At 51.2% G+C, this 22,778-nt stretch carries 20 protein-coding genes; 7 read left to right on the top strand and 13 right to left on the bottom strand.

The window, feature by feature from the left end; all coding sequences use genetic code 11:
• Positions 1-3 precede the first annotated feature (3 nt).
• A complete protein-coding gene (lexA, locus tag BLS62_RS12700; protein ID WP_093181295.1) occupies positions 4-729 on the top strand; it encodes a transcriptional repressor LexA in 726 nt (241 codons plus the stop codon).
• On the opposite strand, the gene BLS62_RS12705 is transcribed toward lexA, so the two are convergent.
• Complete coding sequence (locus BLS62_RS12705; protein ID WP_208990843.1) at positions 625-2,916, bottom strand: ComEC/Rec2 family competence protein; 2,292 nt, start codon at positions 2,914-2,916, stop codon at positions 625-627. The genes lexA and BLS62_RS12705 overlap by 105 nt on opposite strands.
• A gap of 404 nt (positions 2,917-3,320) precedes the next feature.
• Between BLS62_RS12705 and gltX the strand changes: the two genes are divergently transcribed.
• The 3 genes from gltX to BLS62_RS12720 all read left to right on the top strand — a co-directional run bounded on the left by gltX (position 3,321) and on the right by BLS62_RS12720 (position 6,946).
• The gene (gene gltX / locus BLS62_RS12710; protein WP_093181297.1) at positions 3,321-4,745 is read left to right on the top strand and encodes a glutamate--tRNA ligase; all 1,425 of its coding nucleotides are present in this window, start codon (positions 3,321-3,323) and stop codon (positions 4,743-4,745) included.
• 234 nt (positions 4,746-4,979) lie between these two features.
• On the top strand, positions 4,980-6,272 hold the full coding sequence (gene gltA / locus BLS62_RS12715) for a citrate synthase (protein ID WP_093181299.1): 1,293 nt from the start codon (positions 4,980-4,982) through the stop codon (positions 6,270-6,272).
• 191 nt (positions 6,273-6,463) lie between these two features.
• A complete protein-coding gene (locus BLS62_RS12720) occupies positions 6,464-6,946 on the top strand; it encodes a hypothetical protein (RefSeq protein WP_200798512.1) in 483 nt (160 codons plus the stop codon).
• A gap of 10 nt (positions 6,947-6,956) precedes the next feature.
• Here the strand turns inward: BLS62_RS12720 and istB are convergent, their stop codons facing one another.
• On the bottom strand, positions 6,957-7,715 hold the full coding sequence (gene istB / locus BLS62_RS12725) for an IS21-like element helper ATPase IstB (protein WP_093181301.1): 759 nt from the start codon (positions 7,713-7,715) through the stop codon (positions 6,957-6,959).
• Positions 7,716-7,727: 12 nt separating this feature from the next.
• Complete coding sequence (istA, locus tag BLS62_RS12730; RefSeq protein ID WP_093180255.1) at positions 7,728-9,257, bottom strand: IS21 family transposase; 1,530 nt, start codon at positions 9,255-9,257, stop codon at positions 7,728-7,730.
• A gap of 323 nt (positions 9,258-9,580) precedes the next feature.
• Here istA and BLS62_RS12735 point away from each other — a divergent pair, with 323 nt between their 5' ends.
• From BLS62_RS12735 to BLS62_RS12745, 3 genes are all read left to right on the top strand, one after another.
• Entirely contained in the window at positions 9,581-10,066 is a 486-nt protein-coding gene (locus BLS62_RS12735; protein WP_093181304.1) for a hypothetical protein, read from the top strand.
• A 224-nt stretch (positions 10,067-10,290) separates the two neighbouring features.
• The gene (locus BLS62_RS12740) at positions 10,291-10,746 is read left to right on the top strand and encodes a hypothetical protein (protein ID WP_093181307.1); all 456 of its coding nucleotides are present in this window, start codon (positions 10,291-10,293) and stop codon (positions 10,744-10,746) included.
• A gap of 159 nt (positions 10,747-10,905) precedes the next feature.
• Positions 10,906-11,361 (top strand): hypothetical protein, encoded by a 456-nt coding sequence (locus tag BLS62_RS12745; protein WP_093181309.1) that lies wholly within the window; start codon positions 10,906-10,908, stop codon positions 11,359-11,361.
• A gap of 137 nt (positions 11,362-11,498) precedes the next feature.
• Here BLS62_RS12745 and lpxB read toward each other — a convergent pair whose 3' ends face one another.
• The 10 genes from lpxB to BLS62_RS12795 form a co-directional block, all read right to left on the bottom strand.
• Positions 11,499-12,695 carry a lipid-A-disaccharide synthase gene (gene lpxB / locus BLS62_RS12750; protein WP_093181310.1) on the bottom strand — a complete coding sequence of 399 codons (1,197 nt, stop codon included), beginning with the start codon at positions 12,693-12,695 and terminating at the stop codon, positions 11,499-11,501.
• A gap of 3 nt (positions 12,696-12,698) precedes the next feature.
• Positions 12,699-13,568, bottom strand: coding sequence for an LpxI family protein (gene lpxI / locus BLS62_RS12755; RefSeq protein ID WP_093181311.1), 870 nt, complete (start codon positions 13,566-13,568; stop codon positions 12,699-12,701).
• A 17-nt stretch (positions 13,569-13,585) separates the two neighbouring features.
• Entirely contained in the window at positions 13,586-14,386 is an 801-nt protein-coding gene (lpxA, locus tag BLS62_RS12760) for an acyl-ACP--UDP-N-acetylglucosamine O-acyltransferase (RefSeq protein WP_093181312.1), read from the bottom strand.
• A gap of 8 nt (positions 14,387-14,394) precedes the next feature.
• On the bottom strand, positions 14,395-14,871 hold the full coding sequence (gene fabZ, locus BLS62_RS12765; RefSeq protein ID WP_093181313.1) for a 3-hydroxyacyl-ACP dehydratase FabZ: 477 nt from the start codon (positions 14,869-14,871) through the stop codon (positions 14,395-14,397).
• Between the two features lie 119 nt (positions 14,872-14,990).
• Complete coding sequence (lpxD, locus tag BLS62_RS12770; RefSeq protein ID WP_093181314.1) at positions 14,991-16,064, bottom strand: UDP-3-O-(3-hydroxymyristoyl)glucosamine N-acyltransferase; 1,074 nt, start codon at positions 16,062-16,064, stop codon at positions 14,991-14,993.
• A gap of 67 nt (positions 16,065-16,131) precedes the next feature.
• Positions 16,132-18,510 (bottom strand): outer membrane protein assembly factor BamA, encoded by a 2,379-nt coding sequence (gene bamA, locus BLS62_RS12775; RefSeq protein WP_093181315.1) that lies wholly within the window; start codon positions 18,508-18,510, stop codon positions 16,132-16,134.
• A gap of 188 nt (positions 18,511-18,698) precedes the next feature.
• The gene (gene rseP / locus BLS62_RS12780; protein ID WP_093181316.1) at positions 18,699-19,835 is read right to left on the bottom strand and encodes an RIP metalloprotease RseP; all 1,137 of its coding nucleotides are present in this window, start codon (positions 19,833-19,835) and stop codon (positions 18,699-18,701) included.
• Positions 19,836-19,875: 40 nt separating this feature from the next.
• Complete coding sequence (dxr, locus tag BLS62_RS12785; protein ID WP_093181317.1) at positions 19,876-21,048, bottom strand: 1-deoxy-D-xylulose-5-phosphate reductoisomerase; 1,173 nt, start codon at positions 21,046-21,048, stop codon at positions 19,876-19,878.
• 57 nt (positions 21,049-21,105) lie between these two features.
• Entirely contained in the window at positions 21,106-21,996 is an 891-nt protein-coding gene (locus BLS62_RS12790) for a phosphatidate cytidylyltransferase (RefSeq protein WP_093181318.1), read from the bottom strand.
• A complete protein-coding gene (locus BLS62_RS12795) occupies positions 21,996-22,769 on the bottom strand; it encodes an isoprenyl transferase (RefSeq protein ID WP_093181319.1) in 774 nt (257 codons plus the stop codon). Before BLS62_RS12795 ends, BLS62_RS12790 begins: the two co-directional genes overlap by 1 nt.
• Between the last annotated feature and the right edge of the window lie 9 nt (positions 22,770-22,778).

Consider the following 22,778-nt stretch of genomic DNA (forward strand, 5'->3'; position numbering starts at 1 on the left):
AAGATGCTTACACAGAAGCAACACGAGCTTTTGATGTTCATCCATCAACGCTTGAAAGAAGCAGGTGTTCCACCGTCTTTTGACGAGATGAAAGATGCGCTGGATCTCCGTTCTAAATCAGGCATCCACCGTCTGATCACAGCGCTGGAAGAACGCGGCTTCATCCGCCGTCTTCCAAACCGCGCAAGAGCTCTCGAGATCCTTAGGTTGCCTGATTCCATCGCACCAGGCTTAAAGCCAATAACCAAGGAAAAAGGCTTTGCACCTGAGGTGATTGAGGGATCTCTTGGCAAAAAGAGCACGAACCCACCGTCAGCTTTCCGACCACGATCACCTGACGAAGTTCCGACGCTGGAAATTCCGGTCATGGGCCGCATTGCTGCTGGCGTACCGATTGAAGCAATCCAGACGCAAAGCCACTCTATCGCGATGCCGGCTGACCTGTTGGGTCGCGGCGAACATTATGCCCTGGAAGTCAAAGGCGACTCCATGATTGACGCTGGCATCTACGACGGGGATACAGTGCTCATAAAACGGGGTGATGAAGCTGAGAACGGTGAAATTGTAGTCGCCCTTATCGATGATGAAGAAGCAACGTTGAAGCGCCTGCGCAAAAAAGGGGCCTCAGTCGCGTTGGAAGCGGCCAACCCCGCCTACGAAACTCGCATCTTCGGGCCGGGCCGGGTTCGCATTCAAGGCAAGATGACTGCGCTCTTCCGCCGCTATTAAGCCACTGACATCACCAGATACCTGCGGATTCCATGGTCTGCGCTGAGCTGCATAAGCCCAGCGCACTTTTTTTATGCGATGACCGGGCGGTCCTCTTGCTGTAAACCACACATAAGCTGAACCGCGCGTTTCCAGCATTTTCTGATCTATCACCAACTCAGCCTTACAAGATGCCGGGGCTTGAAACTGGGCAACGACAATTGTTGCCATATCACAATCTGATATCAGGCTTTCTGCACGCTTAGACTGCGCCAACATTAAAGGCGCAGTCGTTTTATCTTCATCCAATAAAACTGATCTCGAAAACACCTGCAGGATACAACCAGCCTTATCACAGCGTCGGTCCTTTGCTCTGGCCTTATGAGCCTTGAATGCCTGAGAAGGCACTCCTCCTGCCTTCAGCAGGCTGCTAGACGTAAATGACAGTCTTGATGATGTGAGTCGCAATGTCCCATCCGCATCATAAAACGCAATGTGCATTCCTGTTTCCGTCACAATGAGATCAGGTGCGCTGTAGATCAGAAAACAAAAGACAGCTCCCGCAAAGCTAGGGAAAGCAAACCACTTCAAGCAAAATGGCAAAAGACATAATCCGAGTATAGCGAGGATTATGAGCCAGTACCCGAGCTCACTTGCAACACCAATACCACTTTGCCCTTCACTGAGTGAGCTCACCCAGTACGCAGCCTTCAAAACGAGCTGCAATCCCGCTTCCATGCCGTGCAGAAAAAACGCTTCGGCCCCAACAGGAATTGCCAGCAAACTTAGTAAGCCAAGGGGCATAACCACAAAGGTCACAAGTGGCATGGCGAGGATATTTCCCAGTAATCCATAGGGCGCAACTTGCTCAAAATGCATCGCGGCAAGCGGTGCTGTCGCCAATCCCGCAACCAGTGAGGTAAATGCGCAAGCTACCAACCACCGGGAAGATCTCCTCAGAAAGCCTTGAAAACCAACAGGATTTCTATTGGCAGTTGCCCCATCAATAGGCTTTAATCGGTCTTTCACAAAAGTATAAGCAGCGAGTAACGCTAAAACTGCGATGAACGACATCTGGAACCCTGGCGCTAAAACCTCCTCCGGCGCCAAGCTAAGCAACACCAGACAGGCCAGCGCCAGCCCGCGCATACTTAGCGCCCGCCGTCCCAGCAACCCAGCGCATAAAACCAGAACCGCCATGAGAAAAGCCCGCTGCGTTGCAACCGAAGCCCCTGATAATCCGAGATAAACGATTGCAGCCATCAAGGCAGCCAAAGTGCTGTAAGCGTGAATATGCCCGCGCAATGCTAAAGTGGAACTGAGGGATAACAGCAGCCGCGACGCAAGAAACACAAGCGATGTAACAAGGCCCATATGCATGCCCGAGATAGCGAGGACGTGAGCTAATCCTGCTTGTCGGAGAGCGCTCTTATCGATTTTGGAAAGATAGTCCCGTTTCCCCACCAGCAACGCCACCGCAAAGGCACTTTCAGGGCTGTAATCCAACACTTTGCGGATGCGTTGTGCGATGCTGATCCGTACACTCTCAATCACGCCCACAAACCCTATCCCCTCAGGATTGGCAGAAACGACGGGCCGTGAGAGCGCATATCCAACTGCACCAATTCCATCAAAAAACGCTGTGCGAGCAAAATCGTAGCTTCCAGGACGCACCACCCCGCCAGGTGGTAACAACCGCGCTTTCAAAACGATGTTATCCCCCAGAGAAGGCGCAGTTTTCATCCCCTTAATGCTGAGACGGATCAAAAAGGTAAAACGAGTTGTTCCCTTTTCAGGTGAACCAACTGAAGGCCGCAACACGACAGAATAGGAGTTATTACCGGACTGCTTCACAGCGGTGATAACACCTTCTACCTTACGCGTCACGGGTCGCTCCAAGCGCTCCGTTTGCAACCATTCCACACGCAAATCAGCAAGGAAAAATCCAGCGGAAAAGAACAGAAGTGCCAACAAACCGTAATGAGCTTTCCTCGCATACCGTGCTCGAAACACCAGCAGAACCAGTGCAATAAAGGGTATTACGCTCAATAGACCCCACGGCTCTGCAGGCAGGGAAAAATAGCAAAGCACACCTGCAAGGTGGCAAAGCGCATACCACACAATACCTTGCCCCCTATCCCAATCCTGCACAAAGGCCGCACGGGCATAACTGCCGGCAGCAGCCCAATCCGGATGAAGAACAAACATCCAACCCTGCTGAAGCCAGCCCTTCAAGTGCCCAACAGCTTGATATAAGTACGAGCTAAACGGTTGGTATTGCTCACAAACCACATCACTTGCGTCGCTATGTGAGTTCTCTGCGTTTTTTGGCAAAAAATTGCGTTGTTTTGACACTTGGTCATCTGCAATAAAATCCCCGGCAGAGGGACCAGCAAAAATCTTATCCTCCTCCACGCACAGTTCGCCTATTCTGATAGCACCACCACCAGATTGCGACTTGCCTGAGGATGATTGCCCCTCGTGCACCCTAAGCCCCTTTCTGCCTCTTGGGAGAAACCCCACGCTATGGTACACAGCCAGAAGAGATACGGCGCCCCGTCGTAATTACCCCAAATTTATCTATGTAACCTGCGAGATTTCTGATTAGGCCTATGACCAAAAACGTCGTTACGCGCTTTGCGCCCTCCCCAACTGGCTACCTTCATATTGGTGGCGCCCGTACAGCTCTATTCAACTGGCTCTATGCTAAGCGCCATGGTGGCAAAATGCTGCTGCGCATTGAAGACACTGACCGCTCACGCTCCTCCGAAGAGGCGGTTGATGCGCTGCTGGACGGCTTGACATGGCTGGGCATGGACTGGGACGGCGAGCCGATTTCTCAGTACGGCAATGCAGACCGTCACCGCGAAGTTGCTGAGCAGATGGTGAAGGATGGCACTGCCTACTACTGCTACAGCACACCTGAAGAAGTGAATGCGATGCGTGAAAAAGCGCGCGCTGAAAGCCGCCCGCCGCGTTACGACGGCACATGGCGTGAGCGCGATGCATCACAGGCACCTGCTGGCATCTCTCCGGCAGTTCGCTTGAAGGCTCCACAGGATGGCGAAACCATCGTGCAGGATGAAGTTCAAGGCACCGTAAAGTTCCCTAACAAAGACATGGACGATCTGGTCCTGCTGCGCTCTGACGGCAATCCAACCTACATGTTGGCTGTGGTGGTCGATGATCACGACATGGGCGTGACCCATATTGTGCGCGGTGATGACCACCTCACCAACGCAGCGCGTCAGGCTCTCATCTACAACGCCCTGAACTGGGAAGTGCCAGTCATGGCGCATATCCCGCTGATCTACGGACCAGACGGCGCAAAACTTTCCAAACGCCACGGCGCAATTGGCGCAGAAGCTTACCGTGCAATGGGTTACTTGCCGTCTGCTATGCGCAATTACCTTGCACGCCTTGGCTGGTCTCATGGAGATGATGAGATCTTCTCTACTGAGCAGATGATCGAGTGGTTTGGTTTTGACGCGATTGGTAAATCCCCATCCCGCTTCGATTTCAAAAAACTGGAAAACCTGAACGCCCATTACATGCGCTCTGAGGGTGATGACAGTCTGATGAAAGACTTCCTCGTCTACCTGATGGACGTAGAAGGCGGCATGGATGTCATGCGGTGGATTTCAGGCGATGGGAACATTGACAAGTTGGTTGCAGCCCTCCCGGGTCTCAAAGAGCGTGCAAAGACACTTGTAGAACTACAAGAGTCCGCTAGATATCTTTGGGTGCAACGCCCACTGGATCTCGATGAAAAAGCCGAAAAACTACTTTCTGAGGAAGCGCGTGCTGTTCTTGGAAAAGTGCTTCCAAAACTGGAGTCTCTTGAAGAATGGACTGCCCAAACAACTGATGCTGCAGTGCGGGAAGTTGCCGAAGCAGAAGAACTAAAGCTCGGTAAAGTTGCTCAGCCATTGCGCGCTGCACTCACAGGTCGTGGCACATCCCCAGGCATCTTTGATGTGCTCGAAGTTCTCGGAAAAGAAGAATCTTGCGCACGAATTCGTGATTTCGCAGCATAATCCGCTGAATTAAAAAAGAAACTACCGCTACAAGACTTAGCCATTCGTAGCGGTAGTTACACTTATAACTAAAAGCCGTGGTTGCGAGCGCTTGCGACATCGCGTCAAATGAGATAGGCAGTTTCACGACAACACTCTCCTCCGGGCGGAAACGTCAGTTCATGCGGTGTATTCACTTGTACACAAATGGAACTCATATCGCATGAGGAGATACAACATGGGGGTTGCCTTGATATGAGCGACAAAACAGCGAAACTGACTATCGGAACACAGAGCTGGGATTTTAATATCAGCTCCGGATCCATAGGCCCTGATGTCATAGACATCGGATCGCTATACAAAGAAACAGGCCAGTTCACTCTGGATCCAGGTTTCACGTCCACTGCCTCATGCGAATCCAAGATCACCTACATCGATGGTGACAAGGGGACGCTTCTGTACCGTGGCTATCCGATTGAACAGCTCGCCGAACATGGCGACTTTCTGGAATCCTGCTACCTGCTGCTGTACGGCGAATTGCCATCACGCGCAGAAAAGGATGATTTCGTACATCGTGTGACCTATCACACAATGATCCACGATCAGATGAGCTCTTTCTTCAAGGGTTATCGCCGTGACGCCCACCCAATGGCAGTCATGACCGGTACCGTTGGAGCAATGTCTTCTTTCTACCATGACAGCACCGACATCTCCGATCCACATCTGCGCATGGTTGCATCCCTGCGTATGATCGCGAAGATGCCAACAATCGCTGCCATGGCCTATAAATACCACGTTGGTCAGCCGTTCGTTTACCCAAGAAACGATCTGGATTATGCATCCAACTTCCTGCACATGTGCTTTGCGGTTCCATGTGAAGAATACAAGGTAAACCCGGTTCTGGCGCGCGCTATGGACCGTATCTTTATCCTTCATGCAGACCACGAGCAGAATGCGTCCACATCCACAGTCCGTCTGGCTGGTTCCTCAGGTGCTAACCCGTTTGCATGTATTGCAGCTGGTATTGCATGTCTGTGGGGGCCATCTCACGGCGGTGCGAATGAGGCAGCTCTCAACATGCTCTCCGAAATCGGTACTGTTGACCGTATTCCTGAGTACGTTGCACGTGCAAAAGACAAAAATGATCCATTCCGCCTCATGGGCTTTGGTCACCGCGTCTACAAAAACTATGATCCACGCGCACGCATCATGCAGAAAACCTGTCATGAAGTACTCGCAGAGCTGGGTCACCAGGACGATCCGCTTCTGGAAGTTGCAATGGAGCTGGAAAAGATTGCTCTTAACGATCCTTACTTCGTTGAGAAAAAACTTTACCCGAACATTGACTTCTACTCCGGTATCACTCTGCGTGCACTGGGCTTCCCAACCACCATGTTCACAGTGCTCTTCGCACTGGCACGGACTGTCGGTTGGATCGCACAGTGGAAGGAAATGATTGAAGATCCTTCCCAGCGCATCGGTCGCCCGCGTCAGCTGTACACTGGTTATCCATCCCGCGATTACCAGCCTATCGACCAGCGTCGTTAAGCCGAGAAGACATTTTGATCTGAAAAAGGAGGCATTTGCCTCCTTTTTTATTTGAAATCGCAGCATTCCAATCAGCTCGTATAAACCATACTACCGATTTGCCCTGTTCCTGACACGCCAGATCCATAAACTTTATCTTTGGCTATCCGTTCAATAAAACCAGGAACGACGCCCAATATAAGGAAGTATGTATGCGCCTGATGTCCATCCCATCCCTCACTGCCATAACCCTTTGCACCCTTAGCACCCTTAGCATTCTGCCCCCAGCATCTGCCCAGGCAAATCACGGAGACTCGCGAGATGTCATTTTTGCAGGGCTGGCCATGCAGGACGGCTCATCAGACAACACCATTTGCACAGCGCGTTACGGAGACGGCTACATGGTCACGCCTTCTAAAGAAGCTCCAACGCGCATCTTCACCAGTGACAAAGGGCATACGGTCACCTTGGTGGACAGAAGTGAAATTATGGGTCAGGGTATTTACGCAGAACACGACAGGTTTTTGATGACATTCCCCAATGAGGGAGATGCGAAAATTGAGGTCACACAATTCGTGACAGGCTTAACGGGCGCACATTCCTACAGCGGCGTCTTCACAGTGCGTATTCCGGAGCATCCGGCCACCGATTCCGGAACATCCGGCCACCCCTTGTTTGGCGGCTGCGAGGCCTGAGTTTTGATTATCAGTTTTGGGTGCTTTCGTCACCTGTTTTGAGTTTGTTTTTTCGCATGCTCTGTCCCTCGAGTTGGACGCGGTAAGCGTTGTGTATGAGGCGGTCGAGGATGGCATCAGCGAAGGTGGGTTCGCCGATCACATCATGCCATGCGTCGGTGGGCAATTGGCTTGTGATCAGAATTGATCCAGCGTCGTATCGATCTTCAACGATTTCCATCATGTCACGTCGTTGGCTGGCGTTGAGACGCTCCGGCCCCCAGTCGTCCAAGATCAGCAGTTGGGTTTTGGTCAGCGCTTTAAACACCCGTGGGAAACGCCCGTCCCCATGGGCCAGTTCGAGTTCATCAAAGAGGCGTGACATACGTTTATAGAGCACGGTAACGCCATCACGGCAGGCGGCTTGCGCCAAAGCGCAGGCCAGCCAGGTTTTGCCGACCCCGCAGGGGCCTGTAATCATCAGATTGCGTTTGTCTTTGATCCAGCGCCCAGTCAGTATCTGCTGGAACAGAGCTTTGTCGAGGCCACGCCGTGTTTTGTAATCAACGTCCTCAGGGGCAGCACCGACATGGCGCAATTTTGCTGCGCGCATGCGGCTCTCGAACCGCTTGGTCTCACGGCTGGCTGTCTCGCGATCAATGAGTAGTCCCAGCCATTCAGCATGGGTAAGCCCGGCAGTGCCGTCTTGAGATTGCATCTCGGTGAAGGCTTCTGCCATACCGTCGAGCCTAAGTGTTTTGAGCTGATCCAGCGTTGGGTGATCAAGCATATCTGGTCCTTTTCAATGGAAGTAATCCGCGCCACGGATATTGGGATGTGTGATTGCAGGCTCTTCCGTGGCACGGGTTCGAGGTTTGCGATCCAGACCATTTTTCAAAATGGAATGCAGCGATGTGTAGGAATGTGCGTTGATCTCAAGCGCGCGTTCGCAGGCGGCATCCAGACGACCCGAGCCGAAGGCTTTGGCTAGTTTGATCACGCCAAGGCAGCTGCGATATCCCTGCTCAGGGTGCTGCCGCTTGCGCATGATCACACCGACAAATACTTCGACATTTGCGCCGATCCGCGCGGCTTTTTGTCGGATACGCTCTGGTGTCCAGTCTTCACGGAACCGGTGGTGCGCGGGCATGTGATCACGGTGCGTGGAATGTTGGTGGTTGCCACAGGTTCTGGCGTGCGAAGCCACTCTTTGCCCTTTAAAATAGACCTCTACCGTACGTGCGGTGATCCGTGCCCATAGCTTTTGTTTTAGCAATTGATGGGGTACCGAGTAATAGTGACGGCCAATATCAACATGGTAATCAAAACCTGCGCGGCACTGCTTCCATTCGGCATATACGTATGGTTCAATCGGCAACGGCTTCAGCGCTGACCGATCCAGGCGTTCGAACAAATCACGGCGGCTGGCACCTAGATGACGACTGACCTTGCCGTTGAGCTGATCCAGAAGTGGGCGAATCGCAGCGTTCACCTCATCAAGGCCAAAGAACCGCTGATTGCGCAGCCGCGCCAAAATCCAGCGCTCAGCTATCAGAACTGCGCCTTCCACCTTCGCCTTATCTTTGGGTTTACGCGGACGGGCTGGAACAATCGCCGTATCGTAATGGTTGGCCATATCGCCATAGGTGCGGTTGATCGCCGGATCATAAAAACAGGCCTTGGTAACACCCGCCTTAAGATTGTCCGGTACCAGTTGTGCGGCCACGCCGCCGAAGAACTCAAACGCCCTGACATTACTGGATATCCAATCAGGCAGGCTCTGCGTCCAACTGGCTTCAACATAAGTGTAACTGGAGGCCCCCAAGGTGGCGACAAAGATTTGTGCCGTGCGCACCTTGCCGGACTTTGGGCAAACCACATCCACGGTCTGACCCGCATAATCGAGAAACAGACGCTCGCCCGCAGGATGACACTGGCGCATCACCGGCGACAGCTTACCTGACCAACGGGTGTAAAGTTCACAGTACCGGCTATAGCCAAAGCCGTCAGGATGAACCGCCCGGTACTCTTCCCAAAGCAACAACAGCGTCACACCCTTGCGCCGCAACTCGGCATGAACATACACCCAGTCAGGGTGAGGAACGGCGAGGCGCACTTCGCTGGGAGAATGAGAGAACAAACGGCGCTCAAGTTCCACATCAGACAGATCGGCAGGCAGCGGCCAACGCAGACCTTCCTGATCAGCGCGCCGGAAATACTCCGATATCGTTGCACGTCCAAGTGACAGACTCCGCGCCACCTGACGTCCTGAAAATCCATCCCCTCGAAGCCGCAAAGCTTCCCGTATCTTCCGCATTGGCAATCTCTTCATAAAGGCTCTTTCCAGCTCAAAAAGAACGGAACAGTAGCCTGCTACAGATCGCCTCGCAGCTAGATAAACAGTTGCAAATTAGGGGGTGGCCGGATGTTCCGGAATCGGTGGCCGGATGCTATCGGAATCGGTGGCCGGATGGCCCCGGAATACGCATCACAGACGGCACATGCACAGGCAGAGTGACTATTAGCCCAAGGACCGACGAGTAGATACGGAAGAAGCCTCGTCATTCAAAACGAATTAGGCAGCTCTCTGCCTACGTATTCTCAGCGCATCGCCAAGGCGAAGGAAGAGGCTATCGGTTTGAAAAGGAAGTTTTAATGCCCCTTTTAACACTTCGTCATTCAAGTCTGGCCATCGCGCTGACATTTGGACTATCACTGCCTGCTGACAGCCAACTTATTCATGGCGACACCTTGCCAAACCCATTTGCAGACGCAAAACGCCTCTTTAGCACCAGAAAAATCACGATTCAAAACCTCACAGTACTCAATGACACAACCAACATTTCGTTTTGCAAAGCACGTTATGGGAGCGAATATAATATTTTCCCAGCGCCCAATGGGCTCAAAGGGTATTTTGTAAGTGACAAAGGTCATCGCTTTTTTTTGTACACACGAAGTGAACTCAGAGGGGAAGGCATTTACGCAGAACATTCCCGCGTTCTCATAAATTTCCCAAATAAACCTGATGAAGAGGTTGAAGTCACCCAGTTTGTAGCGGGCTTCACAGATTCAAAAATATTCAGCGGCGTTTTTTCCGATGGAACCTGCTCTGGCAGATTTTCTGTTGTCGCTGCCAGATAAAACGCTCTTTGAATATACTATAATCAGCTCAATCCAGCGAATTGGCTTTCAGACTTCACAGAGAATGCGACAAAAAACTAATCAGATTTAAAGCGGCAATAACCTGCAACACAATATTCACGCTAAACAAAATCGAGATGCAAACAGAAGAATTACGTTAAGGCAGGGCGATTACCTTTTCATAGGACATAAAGCCAAAACAAGAAACGAATGGTGGCACCCCAATGAAAATTATCCTTTGTGCAGCAGTTAGCCTAGGTGCAATTGCATATGCTGGCAGCGCAGCGCTAGCGGACGGTCACACTTTAGGCGCTGATAACAACTCAGTAACCTTCTCAGAAATATCTCTGGCGGATGGCAGCCCGGATGATGGCACCTGTGAAAAACGCTATGGAACTGGTTACAAAACCGCAGACAGCCCAAACACAACAGCAGACAACCCAAAGAAAACGACTGAGGAGGGTCATGACATCGTGATCTCCTCCACTGGCGGCACCATTGGTGATGGCATTCTCTCAATTGAAAATGAGTACGAAATCATTTTCCCCAGTGATGAGAAAAAAGAGGCGGTGGACGTAAAAATGTTCGCAACCGGCCTGATCGGCAGCGGCACAGCCTCTGGAGTATTCTCGGATGGCACTTGCCGCGGAGAAGTGACTATTCAGGCGGCAGGTTCATAGCGGCCTGATACAAATCGGAGTTTGTCAAAGGGTCGAAATCAACGGGTCTTTGGCAAGGCAATAGCCGCCAAACACAGCTTCACCGTAGACAAAGTTCCCAATAATTTAGGTTTGAGTCATCCGTGACTGACTTGATACCAAACTGGCAGTAATTTCCTCATGAAAACAGCCCTCTGCACAATCATCCTCCTCATGGCCCTGGCCTACGCAACAACATCTGCACACGCGATCGGCAAACGGCTCGGCCCCGGAGACAAAACGGTGACCTTCTCCAATCTTTCCATGGCGGACGGAAGTCCGGACGATGGCACATGCGAAAAACGCTATGGGACCGGCTTCAAAACACAAGATCACCCAGATTCAACAGCCGAGACTGTCAGACGTTTAACGGATAAAGGCCACGATATTTTGGTAACCTCGAAAAATGGTAATGTAACTGGCGGAGTTTTCTTCATTGAAACAGAATACGTCATCATTTTCTCTGGTGAAGAAAACAAGGGTCCAATTGATGTAAAAATGGCAGCAACAGGACTAATTGGCGCAAAAGAGGCCTCCGGTGTATTTTCTGATGAGACTTGCCGCGGTAACATCTTACTTCAGGCACCGAACTCATAAAGCCCCCTCCAACGCACAATTAAAAAGACCCTAACCCCCCGGGTCTTTTTGCATCGTCAGTTAAAGTAACGCTTTAAGTTGCAAATGACTCATCGTTTTCAGCAGATTATCCGATTCAGGTGAATCATTTCATGAGCCTAAATTACGACACCAGCCGTCTCGAGAATAACCCGAGCCGCTTCCCCCGCCTGACTTTCACCCGCTGGCAAACGCATTCTCTCATCAATCTGTGAAAAGGCATTCAACTGGGCCCTGCGCTCTGGACTATCTTGTAGCAACGCCAAAACAGACGCGCTAAGAGCCTCAGGTGTCGCCTCATCCTCAAGGAACTCTGGAATGGAACTATCCCCCAACACCAGATTGGGCAGCACCATCGAATTTACTGAAACAAACTTGATAATTTTGTTGATCTGATTCAAGCGGCGGAAGAACCAATCCAGCTTGTAGGCTACCGTCATCGGCACACCCGCAATTGCCAGCTCCAGCGTCACAGTTCCACTCGCAGCAAGTGCGGCATTGGCCGCTCGGAAGGCTGCAAATTTTTCTGCTTCGCCCGTAACGATACGCGGCTGAATAGCCCAGGACTTCACGCCATCCCGAATACGCGCTTCCTGATGCGGCACCGCGGGAATAATGACGTCCACATCCGGGTCTTGCGCGCACACCAACTCAATTGTCTTCCCAAACGGCTCCAACAACCGGGTAACTTCGCTCCCACGCGACCCCGGAAGCACCACAAGCTGCTTTTTGCCAGCACCCAATTCAGCACGCTCACCGGCAGCAGGACGCAAATCAGAAAGTCGCTCAATCAGCGGATGCCCCACATAAGCACAGGGTGGACCTCCAAGGCGCTTGTGCATCTCAGGTTCAAACGGCAGAAGTGCCAGAACCTGATCCACATAGAAGGTCATTTTTTTGGCACGCCCCGGACGCCACGCCCAAACAGAGGGACTGACATAATCCACGATAGGAATATGGGGGGCTTTCTTACGAACACGTTTGGCGACATTGTGCGTAAAATCAGGAGAGTCAATGATGAGCAGTAAATCAGGCTGCTCCGCAACCACCGCATCCACACTCTGATAAACCCGTTTAATGATGGTCGGAAGACGCTCAAGGACAGCAGTAACGCCCATAACCGCGATTTCTTGGAGCGGGAAAATCGAGTTCACACCCAGCTTCGCCATCCGCTCGCCGCCAACACCACAAACCTGCAACCGGTCGCCAAGGAGCGCCCGTAAAGACTTGATGACCTCTGCGCCGAGCTGGTCCCCAGACTCTTCTCCAACCACAAAGAAGAGTTTGAACGGTTTTGTGTTCTCCAACTCTGCCATACCCTAGCCCTCGTCCGCGTCAAACACTTCTGTGCGCGTGCAGCCATAAAGAAACACGCCAAGATCATTGCAAAGGCGCTCAACTTCTTCCCGATGAGCAATCAACACACGACCAGCTTCCACGCACACACCACTCAACTGCGCTTCTGCGGCTTTTTGAATGGTTTGTGGGCCGACAGTTGGCATATCAAGGCGAAGGTCTTGCTGCGGCTTAGAGCATTTCACAAGCACTCCAGCAGCACCTTTGGAGCGGACACGGCCATTGGCACGCAGAGCAGTGATGCGCTCCAGCATTGCATCTGTACCTTCAGCACCTTCAACGGCAACAACACGGGCATTAACGGCAACAGCCCCCTGCCCAATATCCAGTCGCCCAACCGCATCAACAGCTATAATCGCCAGATCCATGTCATTCATAGCATTTTTGTCAGGCGCAGGTCCGGCCAAATGGCCCGGATTTGCAACCAGATCTGGAGCAACTTCATGAGCACCAACCAAGCAGAAACCCTCTCTTTTAAAAATTCCAGCAACCTTTGCCAGCAGATGATCATCCCCGCCAACAACAGCGGCAATAATACGGGGTAATCGCCACATCGTCCCAAAATCACCAAGGATGGAAGTAAAATCAGGGCGCTTTTGCACCGAACCAATCAACACAACATCCCGGACATCCCTGGATTTCAGCGTAGTAAACAACTTACCGATCTGCCCCCAACCAAGTTCCACAGGGTCAAACGCAAAAAGGGAAGCATCTGCCTCCCCCTTAATAGCGATGGTAACCACATCGCGGCCCTGTGCCATAGCTGAACGGATAACCAACTCTGGTAAATCGCCACCACCGGCGATCACAGCAATAGGAGCCTGTTTCCTCATGACTTCAAAACAGACCCTTATTCACCAGTTTTCCGCGGCGTGCAGAAGCGGCGATCTTCGCCATCCAGCATAAAGCTTGTCATGGTCTGAACACCATTAAACTGCGCATATTGTTCTTGAGCGGCCTCGGCGCGAGAACGCAAGGTCCCCTCCTCACCATTAAACACGGCTTTATAAGCACCGCGTAACGCATGAATTTCATCACGAGGGAAATTACGGCGCTTAAGACCAATAAGGTTCAGACCAGCAAGGCGTGCGCGATCTCCCAAAACGGACCCGTATGGGATGACATCAAATTCAACACCAGTTAAACCGCCAATAATGGCGTGAGCCCCGACACGGCGCCACTGAATAACAGCAGAAAGGCCGCCAATAATGACGAAATCCTGAATTTCAACATGACCCGCTAACGTCGCATTATTGGCAAGAATGACATTATCGCCAACAAGACAATCATGCCCAACATGCGTACCCGCCATGAACAACCCATTATTGCCAACGCGGGTAACACCGCCGCCGCCAACTGTACCAGGATGCATGGTCGCGTGTTCGCGGATCTTGTTATCAACGCCAATTTCCAAAAGCGTATCTTCACCGGCGTATTTTTGGTCCTGCGGCGCCTGCCCCAGACAGGCGAACGGGAAAATTTTGGTACGAGCACCTATAGATGTCCGGCCAGCAATCACCACATGGGAAACCAGCTCGACTTCATCGCCAAGAGTAACCTTGGGCCCCACCATGCAGAACGGACCGATCTTGACATTTTTTCCAAGTACGGCCCCATCCTCGATAACTGCGGTAGGATGAATCTGTTGCATCAATGACCTCAATTTGCAGCATCTGAATCGACAAGCATTGCGCTGATTTCAGCTTCAGCAACCTTCCGACCATCAACCAGTGCAACGGCCTCAAACTTCCAGATCGTCGCACGATTTCGTATTTTCTTCACATGGAAGCGAACCTGATCACCAGGTACAACAGGCTTGCGGAACTTACATTTATCAATGGTCATAAAGTAAACCAATGACGGCGCACCATTTTTATGGCGGGCATTGATACAAATCGCACCGGCAGTCTGAGCCATCGCTTCAATCAAAAGCACACCCGGCATAACAGGTTGACCAGGGAAGTGTCCCTGAAAATGTGGCTCATTGATTGTCACGTTCTTAACACCAACACCAGAATTATCACCGTCTATATCTACGATGCGGTCAATCATCAAAAACGGATAGCGGTGTGGCAGCAGCTCCATGACACGCATGATATCTGCACTTTCCAGTGTTTTTGCTTCTACTTCATTCATATCTCTGCCTCAGTAAAATTGGGAAGGCCGGGCGCATAGTCTGCAATTTGCGAAGCACTACGACATTCGTTTCCGCCGGCCAATCTAACCAAAGTTAAGTATCGGGATATCTCCCGGATTTAATTTTCTTTTTTCTCAAGGCCTTGTTTTGCAAGGCGCTTAAGCATGGTCACTTCTTTAAACCATTCGCGGATAGGCCGCGCAGGCACACCACCATACCGTCCGCCTGGAGCAAGGTCTTCATGCACTGCGCTTACGCCTGCAATTTGCGCGCCCATACCCACGCGTACGTGGCCGGAGACACCAGACTTCCCGCCCATAGCGACATAATCTTCAAGAACAGCGCTGCCAGCAATACCGACTTGTGAGACAAGAACACAGTGTTTACCGATATTAACGTTATGGCCAATCTGAACCTGATTATCAATCTTTGTGCCGTCTCCCACGATCGTATCGCGGTTTGCACCCCGGTCGACGCAGGACCCAGATCCAATCTCCACATCATTGCCAATGACAACGCGGCCGAGCTGTGGCACTTTGATATGCCCGCCTGCCCCCATTGCAAAACCAAAACCATCCTGCCCCAAACTCACATTAGGATGGATGATGACACGTTCACCAAGGATACTATGCTGTACGCTGGAGCCAGCGCCAATAGAGCAATTTTCACCCAACTGACATTTGGAGGCAATAACTGCATTAGCCCCAATAACTGATCCAGCTCCGATCACAACATCGCGGCCAATGACGGCACCTGCATCAACAACCACACCTGCGCCAAGTCGCGCACTGGCATCCACATGCGCTTGAGCACTGATGCCGCTTTCCCCTGTTGCTGAGAGTGGTCGCATAGCGAAAGGATAAAGTTGAGCCAGAACCTGAGCCAGAGAGCGGTAGGGCTCTTTAGCCAACAGCGGCACGATCCCCGCAGGAATCTTATCCAGGTGCTTTTTGCTGACCAGACAGGCTGTTGCTTTTGTCCCGTCCAATTGGTCGAGGTACTTCGGGTTATCAATAAACACCAAGGCCCCCTCGAAACCATCGTCAAGAGGTGCAACACCGGAAATCAGAAGAGAGCTGTCACCGCGAACAATCTCGGCCCCTGCCCACTCAGCAATTTGCTTTATTGTTACTTTCTGAGCATCAGGGAAGAAAGGCAGGTTACTATCAGATAGGCTGGTTGGTTTTGTCATAGGGTCCTACAAAAAAAAACGGCCGCCGAGGGTATCGGCGACCGATTATAGTCAATTTTTGACAGGATCAGAAGCTAGTACCGCCACTGAGCTTAAATACCTGCGTTTCATCAACATCGTTTTTAAGCAAAGGCCATGCAAAGTCAGCACGCAACGGACCGAATGGAGACTGCCAAAGCACCCCGAAGCCAACGGAGGCACGCAACTCAAAGTCTTCAGACTGGATCTTACTCGCGATCCCGCTAGTAGGATTTGTAATCGCGTTGGCTAGATCGCCATCAACACCCCACAAAGAACCAGCGTCAGCAAAGACTGCACCGGACAAGCCGAGCTCTTCAGGGAAGACTGGGAATGGGAATTGACCTTCAACAGTACCAGCTACGTAGTATTTACCGCCCAGAGCATCCCCGCCCGTAACATCACGCGGGCCGTACCCGTTAGACGCAAAGCCGCGAATACGTTCAGGTGATCCCTGGAACTGATCAGTAACACGCAGGCGATTGCCGATAGATTCGATGTAACCAGCAGACCCTTTCACGAAGCCAACAAGACCCCATTCTGGGTACAACTCCTGGAAGCCACTCGCCTTAAGCTGACCACGAAGAAACTGAGACTCTCCACCGAGACCAGCAACTTCTTGCTCGATAGTTGCAAGGTAACCATCACGCGGATTCTGGTTGTTATCCAGAGTATTGTAAACCAACGACAAGCCAGCCAGAGAAGTCGTATATTGCCCCAACGAGTCACAAACACCGAGAGAAACACCAACAGCACAATTGTTGATACCAGTGGAGTCACTCCGTGACAAATCACGTTGGTAGAGCTTGTAGAACAGGTTCAGCGTCAACTCGTCTTCACGAAGTGGAAGACCGAAGTTGATAGCGCCACCAGTTGTCTGCTCTTCGTAAGCACGGGAGCTGTTCTGATCGTATACGCGCCGGTAAACATCCAGACCTGCAGAGATACGGCGACCCATAAAGAACGGTTCAACGAATTTGAATTCGTACTTCTGGTTATCAGTACCGCCACCAACCGCAGCTTTCAAATATTGACCACGACCAAGGAAGTTGCGTTCCGTGATAGAGATATCACCGATAACACCGTCCGAGGTAGAGTAGCCAACACCGAAGGAAACTTCACCAGTTGGCTGTTCCTCAACATCAACATTGATAACCACGCGATCAGGAGCACTGCCCTGCTGACGGGTTATGCGAACGCTCTGGAAGTAACGCGTATTCTGGAGACGGCGCTCAGCTTTATCCAAAAGAATGCGGTTGTAAGCATCCCCTTCAGCCAGATCAAATTCACGGCGGATCACGTATTCACGTGTACGATCATTACCACGAACGTTGATGCGCTCCACGTAAACACGAGGACCTTCTTCAATCAGGTAAGTGATTGAAACGGTCTTATTCTCGTAATCACGTTCACCACGTGGGCGAACCTGTGCGAAGGCATAGCCAGCTTTAGAAACTTCAAGCGTCAGATCTTCAAGCGTCTTTTCAACTTCAAGGGAATTATAAGTCTCACCAGAGTTGGTGCGCAGGAATTTACGCATCACTTCAGGATCGATAGCAGACAAAGAAGTATCGATTTCGATATCACCGAATTCGTACCGCTCGCCCTCATCCACAGTGAATGTCACGTAGAAGATGTTCTGCTCACGATCGAGATCTGCAACAGCGGAGACAACGCGGAAATCCGCATAGCCTTTCTGATAGTAGAACTGACGAAGGGATTCCTGATCAACTTCGATACGATCAGGATCATAAACATCGGTTGTACGCAACCAACCTAGGAACCCACTCTCACGTGTCTGAACTTGCTCGCGAAGATACCCATCGGAGAATGCCTGGTTTCCAATAAAGGAAACGCGCGCAACGCCTGTCTTTTCGCCTTCTTCGATCTCAAAAACCAGATCGGCGCGATTATTCGCGCGTTCGATGATTTTCGGCTCCACAGAAGCGCGGTAACGACCTGAACGACGGTAAGCTTCCAGAAGATTCTGCGCATCGGACTGAACACGCGCACGTGTCAGCATAGAACGCTCAGAAGAACGGACAACAGACTGCAAAGCCTGGTCATTGAGCCGTTTGTTACCCTCAAAGGAGATCTTACCGATGACTGGGTTTTCTTTGACGTCAACAACAAGAGTGCCGCCGCGCTGATCAATGGCAACATCTGCAAACAAGCCAGTCGCATAAAGCGTAGTCAGGCTCTCATCGATATCAACCGCAGAAAATGACTTCCCAGGACGAATTGTCAGGTAATTGCGAACTGTTTCGTCTTCAATACGGGTAGCCCCATTGACGACAATCTTATTAACCACCGCAGCTTCGGCAACCCCTGCTCCGATAAACGGAACACCAACCGGAGCGACTGAACTAGCAGCTGCAACGGCCATTGCCAAAAGCGAAACGCGGGACAGGTTTTTAAATGACTGCATAGATCTGCTATGCCTTTTATTTTCAACCTGGAGTTGTACTAACCTCTGATCTTCAGAATGCTAATACGTCTCAGGGTAATGAATAGAATCTGAAACACCTAGGAACTTTGTACAAGGTTTTCAGAGTAAAGCAAGGCTACACCACCGGATTTAACGCAATTTGCCCAGCCTAACGCCCACCAACTTACCTAGGAGCCGATTATGTTACGCAGATCGTTCCACGTAGCAAAAACCATCAGGAGTAGCACCAGAGTGATTCCAATTCGGAACCCAAAATCTTGCAGTTTTTCACTCAAAGGTTTCCCCCTCACAATCTCAATGACGTAGTAAAGCAGGTGCCCACCATCCAGCATGGGAACCGGCATGAGATTAAGTAAACCAATAGAAATTGACAAAACTGCGGTGAGATTAATCAACGGCAAAATTCCATGGGTCGCAACCTGCCCTGAGATTTGCGCTACACGAATCGGACCACCCAACTGATCTGGGTTCTCCGTGCCACTGAACAAGCCACCGATATAACCAAGTGTTCTTTCAAGAATATACCAAGTCTCTTTTACCCCTTCACCTACGGCTTCCAAGGGGCCAAATCGCTTAAGTATCACATCCTCTTTAGACGTGTTACGCTGAATACCAAGAATACCAACGCGTTGAGTATTTCCAAACCCGTCGCTGATTTCTTGTAATTCGGGCGTAGCTGTCAAACGCTCAACAGCATCACCGCGTTCCACGTCAATAATGACAGGAACATCGGCATTGGCACTTACAATGCGCTGAACGTCATTGAAACTCTTAACTTCATCACCATTAATCGTGAGAATGAGATCACCCGGTAGAACACCAGCCATTTCGGCCGCGCTGCCCGGACGGACAATATCCACACGTGGCAAAGTCTCGTATTTCCCGAGAAATCCAAACATCCCTGCAAAAATGAGAATAGCGAGGATAAAATTAGCAATAGGACCAGCCGCTACGATTGCAGAGCGCTGCCACGGGTTTTTTGCAAAAAAAGCAGACTGGCGGGTCTCTTCATCCATTTCAGCGTGCTGATCGCGATCTGGCAAGCTCGCGGCGTTTTCATCGCCAGAAAATTTCACGTATCCGCCAAGAGGTATCGCGCAAACTTTCCAGCGCGTGCCGTGCTTGTCATTCCGCCCCAGAAGCTCGGGCCCAAATCCTACGGAAAACGCCAGGACCTTCACGCCACACCAGCGTGCGACCATAAAGTGCCCCAACTCATGGAAAAACACCACCACGGTGAGCACACACAAAAACGGGATAATCACCCCGATTGAGCCACTAAGAACTGAACTCAGAACGTCCATGCGAACTGCCTTACCTTATTTTAAGCGGAAGAGCCTGAACTCAGGCTGTCATCTTCCCAATAAACTCGTTTGCAACACGACGCGCTTCCTGATCAAGCAGAAGAATCTCTTCCAGTTGATGAGGGCAATCTAGCATGTTTTGCGTATGAAGCCGATCCAGAACATTTTCGAGCAGCTCTACAATTTGTAAAAACCCAATTTTCCGGTTCAAGAATGCATCCACTGCAATTTCATCTGCTGCATTGAACACAGTCCCCGCACCATCACCCAGTTCCATGACCCGACGCGCCAATGAAAGCGCAGGAAAACGGTCATAATCAGGCTTTTCGAAATCTAATCGACCAGTCATCCCCAGATCTAACTGTGCAACAGGGGAAGACTTACGGGTTGGGTAGTCGAGACAATACGCAATTGGCCCACACATATCTGGCACGGCCATATGGGCCAATAATGACCCGTCACAATATCGGACCATACCATGGACAATAGATTGTGGATGGACAACAACATCAAGCTGATCAGGGGTGATCGGGAACAAATGAAACGCTTCAATCAGCTCCAACCCCTTATTGACCATAGTTGCGCTATCAATGGTAATACGCCGCCCCATTGACCAGTTTGGATGTTTCAGCGCCATCTCAGGCGTTGCGACACGCATTTCATCCAGTGTGGATGTGCGGAACGGACCGCCCGAAGCAGTCACAATGACCTTATCAACGGCCTTGGCGTTTTCCTGCTCGAATACCTGAAAGACAGCATTGTGCTCTGAATCCATCGGAAGCAGTTTAATGCCCATCTCTTCTGACAGAGCCCGAACGATCGTGCCCGCGCAAACCATGGTCTCTTTATTGGCAAGCGCGATATTGCTGCCCGCTTTGATACCGGCAACCGTTGGCTCCAGACCAGCAGCACCCACCATCGCAGAAACAAGCGTATCAACCTTCTGGCTGGCAACCTCCAACACAGCAGCACGGCCAGCCGAGACCTCAACAGACGTGCCTGAGAGAGCTATTTTCAGCGCATCATATTTTGAAGGATCAGCAATGACCGCACGCTTGGCACCCGTCTCAACACAGGCTTTGGCCAGTGCATCAACATTACTGCCAGCAACAAGTGCATTCACATCGTATCGGTCGGGGCTGTGCGCAATAACTTTGAGCGTGCTTGCTCCAACCGAACCGGTTACTCCCAGAACAGAGAGTGTCTTCGTCATAGTACCAACCCTTGCAAACTTGAAAAACTGCGGGTGAAGCTAATTTTTTGAACGAATCTAGGACGCAAACAGCATTAATCCTGCATTGGGGTCAAACAACTGACCGCCGAGGAGCACGCCAACTACATAAGAGAACACAGCGGCAGCAACCAGACCATCAACGCGGTCCAACAGGCCGCCGTGGCCGGGAATAAGATGACTGGAGTCTTTCACGTTAAAGCGGCGCTTTAAGGAACTCTCGAACAAATCACCCAGCTGCGAGACTGCAGAAAGAACAACGGCCAGGCCAAAGGCCCAAAGCAGCTGTGTGCCACCTGCTACTGCAACAAACGCCATCCCAACGAGGGAGGAAAACAGAACGCCGCCAATCGCACCGCTCCACGTTTTATTAGGAGAAACAGCGGGCCACAGCTTCGGGCCACCGAAGGTACGACCACTGAAATATGCGGCAACATCCGTACCCCAGACCACTAGGAACAAGTAGATAATGAAGAACAACCCATCATCCCCTTCCCGCAAGGCCAGCAGACAGACAAACGTCAACGCAGCATAAACATAACCTTCGCTCACCCAACGCGCAGTTCGGTCAAAGCCAACCGCACCGTAAAGCAAGACGGCCCCACCCAACATTGCAGCTGCGATCCAGAGCGGCTCAGCAAGGTAATAGGCGAACGCGATAAACAGAAGAAAAGCATAGCCCAACAGTACGATAGGCTTTTGAGCGTTCTGAAGAATGATTTTATACCATTCCCAATAAACAATCAGCGCACCAACAAGGGCAAGTCCAGCGAACCAAAACCCACCTGCCCATGTAATGGCCAAGGCAGCCGGGGCAAGAATGATCGCGGAAAGCGCACGGACCAGCAAATCAGGATTTGCTTTTACTATGCGCCGAAAAATTCCATCCGTTGAGCCGTCAGAATTTTTCTGATTGTTTTTGTCAGGCATCACGTCCCAGTCGCGTCAGTGCTCAAGCCCCCAAACCGACGATCCCTATTGGAAAACGCCAGTAAAGCATTATCAAATGCGCTTGAATCGAATTCAGGCCAGGGCGCAGGAGCAAAATAAAATTCAGCATAAGCTGCTTGCCACAACAGGAAGTTGGAAAGTCTTTGCTCTCCACCTGTGCGTACAATGAGGTCCGGATCAGGAATATCACTGGTATCCAGACACGCGCTAACATCGGCCTCCCCGATATCAGCAGCCTTCAATTCACCAGCCTCAACCCGTTCAGCCAGTTTACGAGCAGCACGAACGAATTCGTCTCGTGCTCCGTAATTGAAAGCAATAACCAGAACCAATCCAGTACAATGAGCAGTGTTCCGCTCAGCATCATCCAGCAGGGTCAGCATGGATTGATCAAGGTTCTCCTTGCTCCCAATAACCCGAACCCGCACATTGGCTTTAATGAGGTCGGCAAGGTCATTGTGAACGAACCGGCGCAGCAACCCCATCAGGAAGGTAACTTCCTGTTGCGGACGCGACCAGTTTTCGGAGGAGAAGCTGAAAAGCGTTAGATAGGATATTCCACGCTTTTGAGCGTGTTTAACGGCTTCGCGCAGTGTTTTCACACCGCGCCGATGCCCTTCGGTACGCGCAAGACCACGACGCAAGGCCCAACGGCCATTGCCATCCATAATAATGGCGACGTGACGAGGCACATTTAAAAGTCCGATCTCGGAATTTGTATCCAATGCCTCAAATTCAACGCTCGCCGCCATATAGTCCCC

The organism is Pseudovibrio sp. Tun.PSC04-5.I4 (assembly GCF_900104145.1).
In the GTDB taxonomy this organism is placed as follows: Bacteria; Pseudomonadota; Alphaproteobacteria; order Rhizobiales; family Stappiaceae; genus Pseudovibrio.

Coding starts and splice junctions, on each gene's coding strand:
- lexA (WP_093181295.1), top strand. CDS start 4: ATGCTTACACAGAAGCAACACGAGCTTTTGATGTTCATCCATCAACGC.
- BLS62_RS12705 (WP_208990843.1), bottom strand. CDS start 2,916: ATGTTTGTTCTTCATCCGGATTGGGCTGCTGCCGGCAGTTATGCCCGT.
- gltX (WP_093181297.1), top strand. CDS start 3,321: ATGACCAAAAACGTCGTTACGCGCTTTGCGCCCTCCCCAACTGGCTAC.
- gltA (WP_093181299.1), top strand. CDS start 4,980: ATGAGCGACAAAACAGCGAAACTGACTATCGGAACACAGAGCTGGGAT.
- BLS62_RS12720 (WP_200798512.1), top strand. CDS start 6,464: ATGCGCCTGATGTCCATCCCATCCCTCACTGCCATAACCCTTTGCACC.
- istB (WP_093181301.1), bottom strand. CDS start 7,715: ATGCTTGATCACCCAACGCTGGATCAGCTCAAAACACTTAGGCTCGAC.
- istA (WP_093180255.1), bottom strand. CDS start 9,257: ATGAAGAGATTGCCAATGCGGAAGATACGGGAAGCTTTGCGGCTTCGA.
- BLS62_RS12735 (WP_093181304.1), top strand. CDS start 9,581: ATGCCCCTTTTAACACTTCGTCATTCAAGTCTGGCCATCGCGCTGACA.
- BLS62_RS12740 (WP_093181307.1), top strand. CDS start 10,291: ATGAAAATTATCCTTTGTGCAGCAGTTAGCCTAGGTGCAATTGCATAT.
- BLS62_RS12745 (WP_093181309.1), top strand. CDS start 10,906: ATGAAAACAGCCCTCTGCACAATCATCCTCCTCATGGCCCTGGCCTAC.
- lpxB (WP_093181310.1), bottom strand. CDS start 12,695: ATGGCAGAGTTGGAGAACACAAAACCGTTCAAACTCTTCTTTGTGGTT.
- lpxI (WP_093181311.1), bottom strand. CDS start 13,568: ATGAGGAAACAGGCTCCTATTGCTGTGATCGCCGGTGGTGGCGATTTA.
- lpxA (WP_093181312.1), bottom strand. CDS start 14,386: ATGCAACAGATTCATCCTACCGCAGTTATCGAGGATGGGGCCGTACTT.
- fabZ (WP_093181313.1), bottom strand. CDS start 14,871: ATGAATGAAGTAGAAGCAAAAACACTGGAAAGTGCAGATATCATGCGT.
- lpxD (WP_093181314.1), bottom strand. CDS start 16,064: ATGACAAAACCAACCAGCCTATCTGATAGTAACCTGCCTTTCTTCCCT.
- bamA (WP_093181315.1), bottom strand. CDS start 18,510: ATGCAGTCATTTAAAAACCTGTCCCGCGTTTCGCTTTTGGCAATGGCC.
- rseP (WP_093181316.1), bottom strand. CDS start 19,835: ATGGACGTTCTGAGTTCAGTTCTTAGTGGCTCAATCGGGGTGATTATC.
- dxr (WP_093181317.1), bottom strand. CDS start 21,048: ATGACGAAGACACTCTCTGTTCTGGGAGTAACCGGTTCGGTTGGAGCA.
- BLS62_RS12790 (WP_093181318.1), bottom strand. CDS start 21,996: ATGCCTGACAAAAACAATCAGAAAAATTCTGACGGCTCAACGGATGGA.
- BLS62_RS12795 (WP_093181319.1), bottom strand. CDS start 22,769: ATGGCGGCGAGCGTTGAATTTGAGGCATTGGATACAAATTCCGAGATC.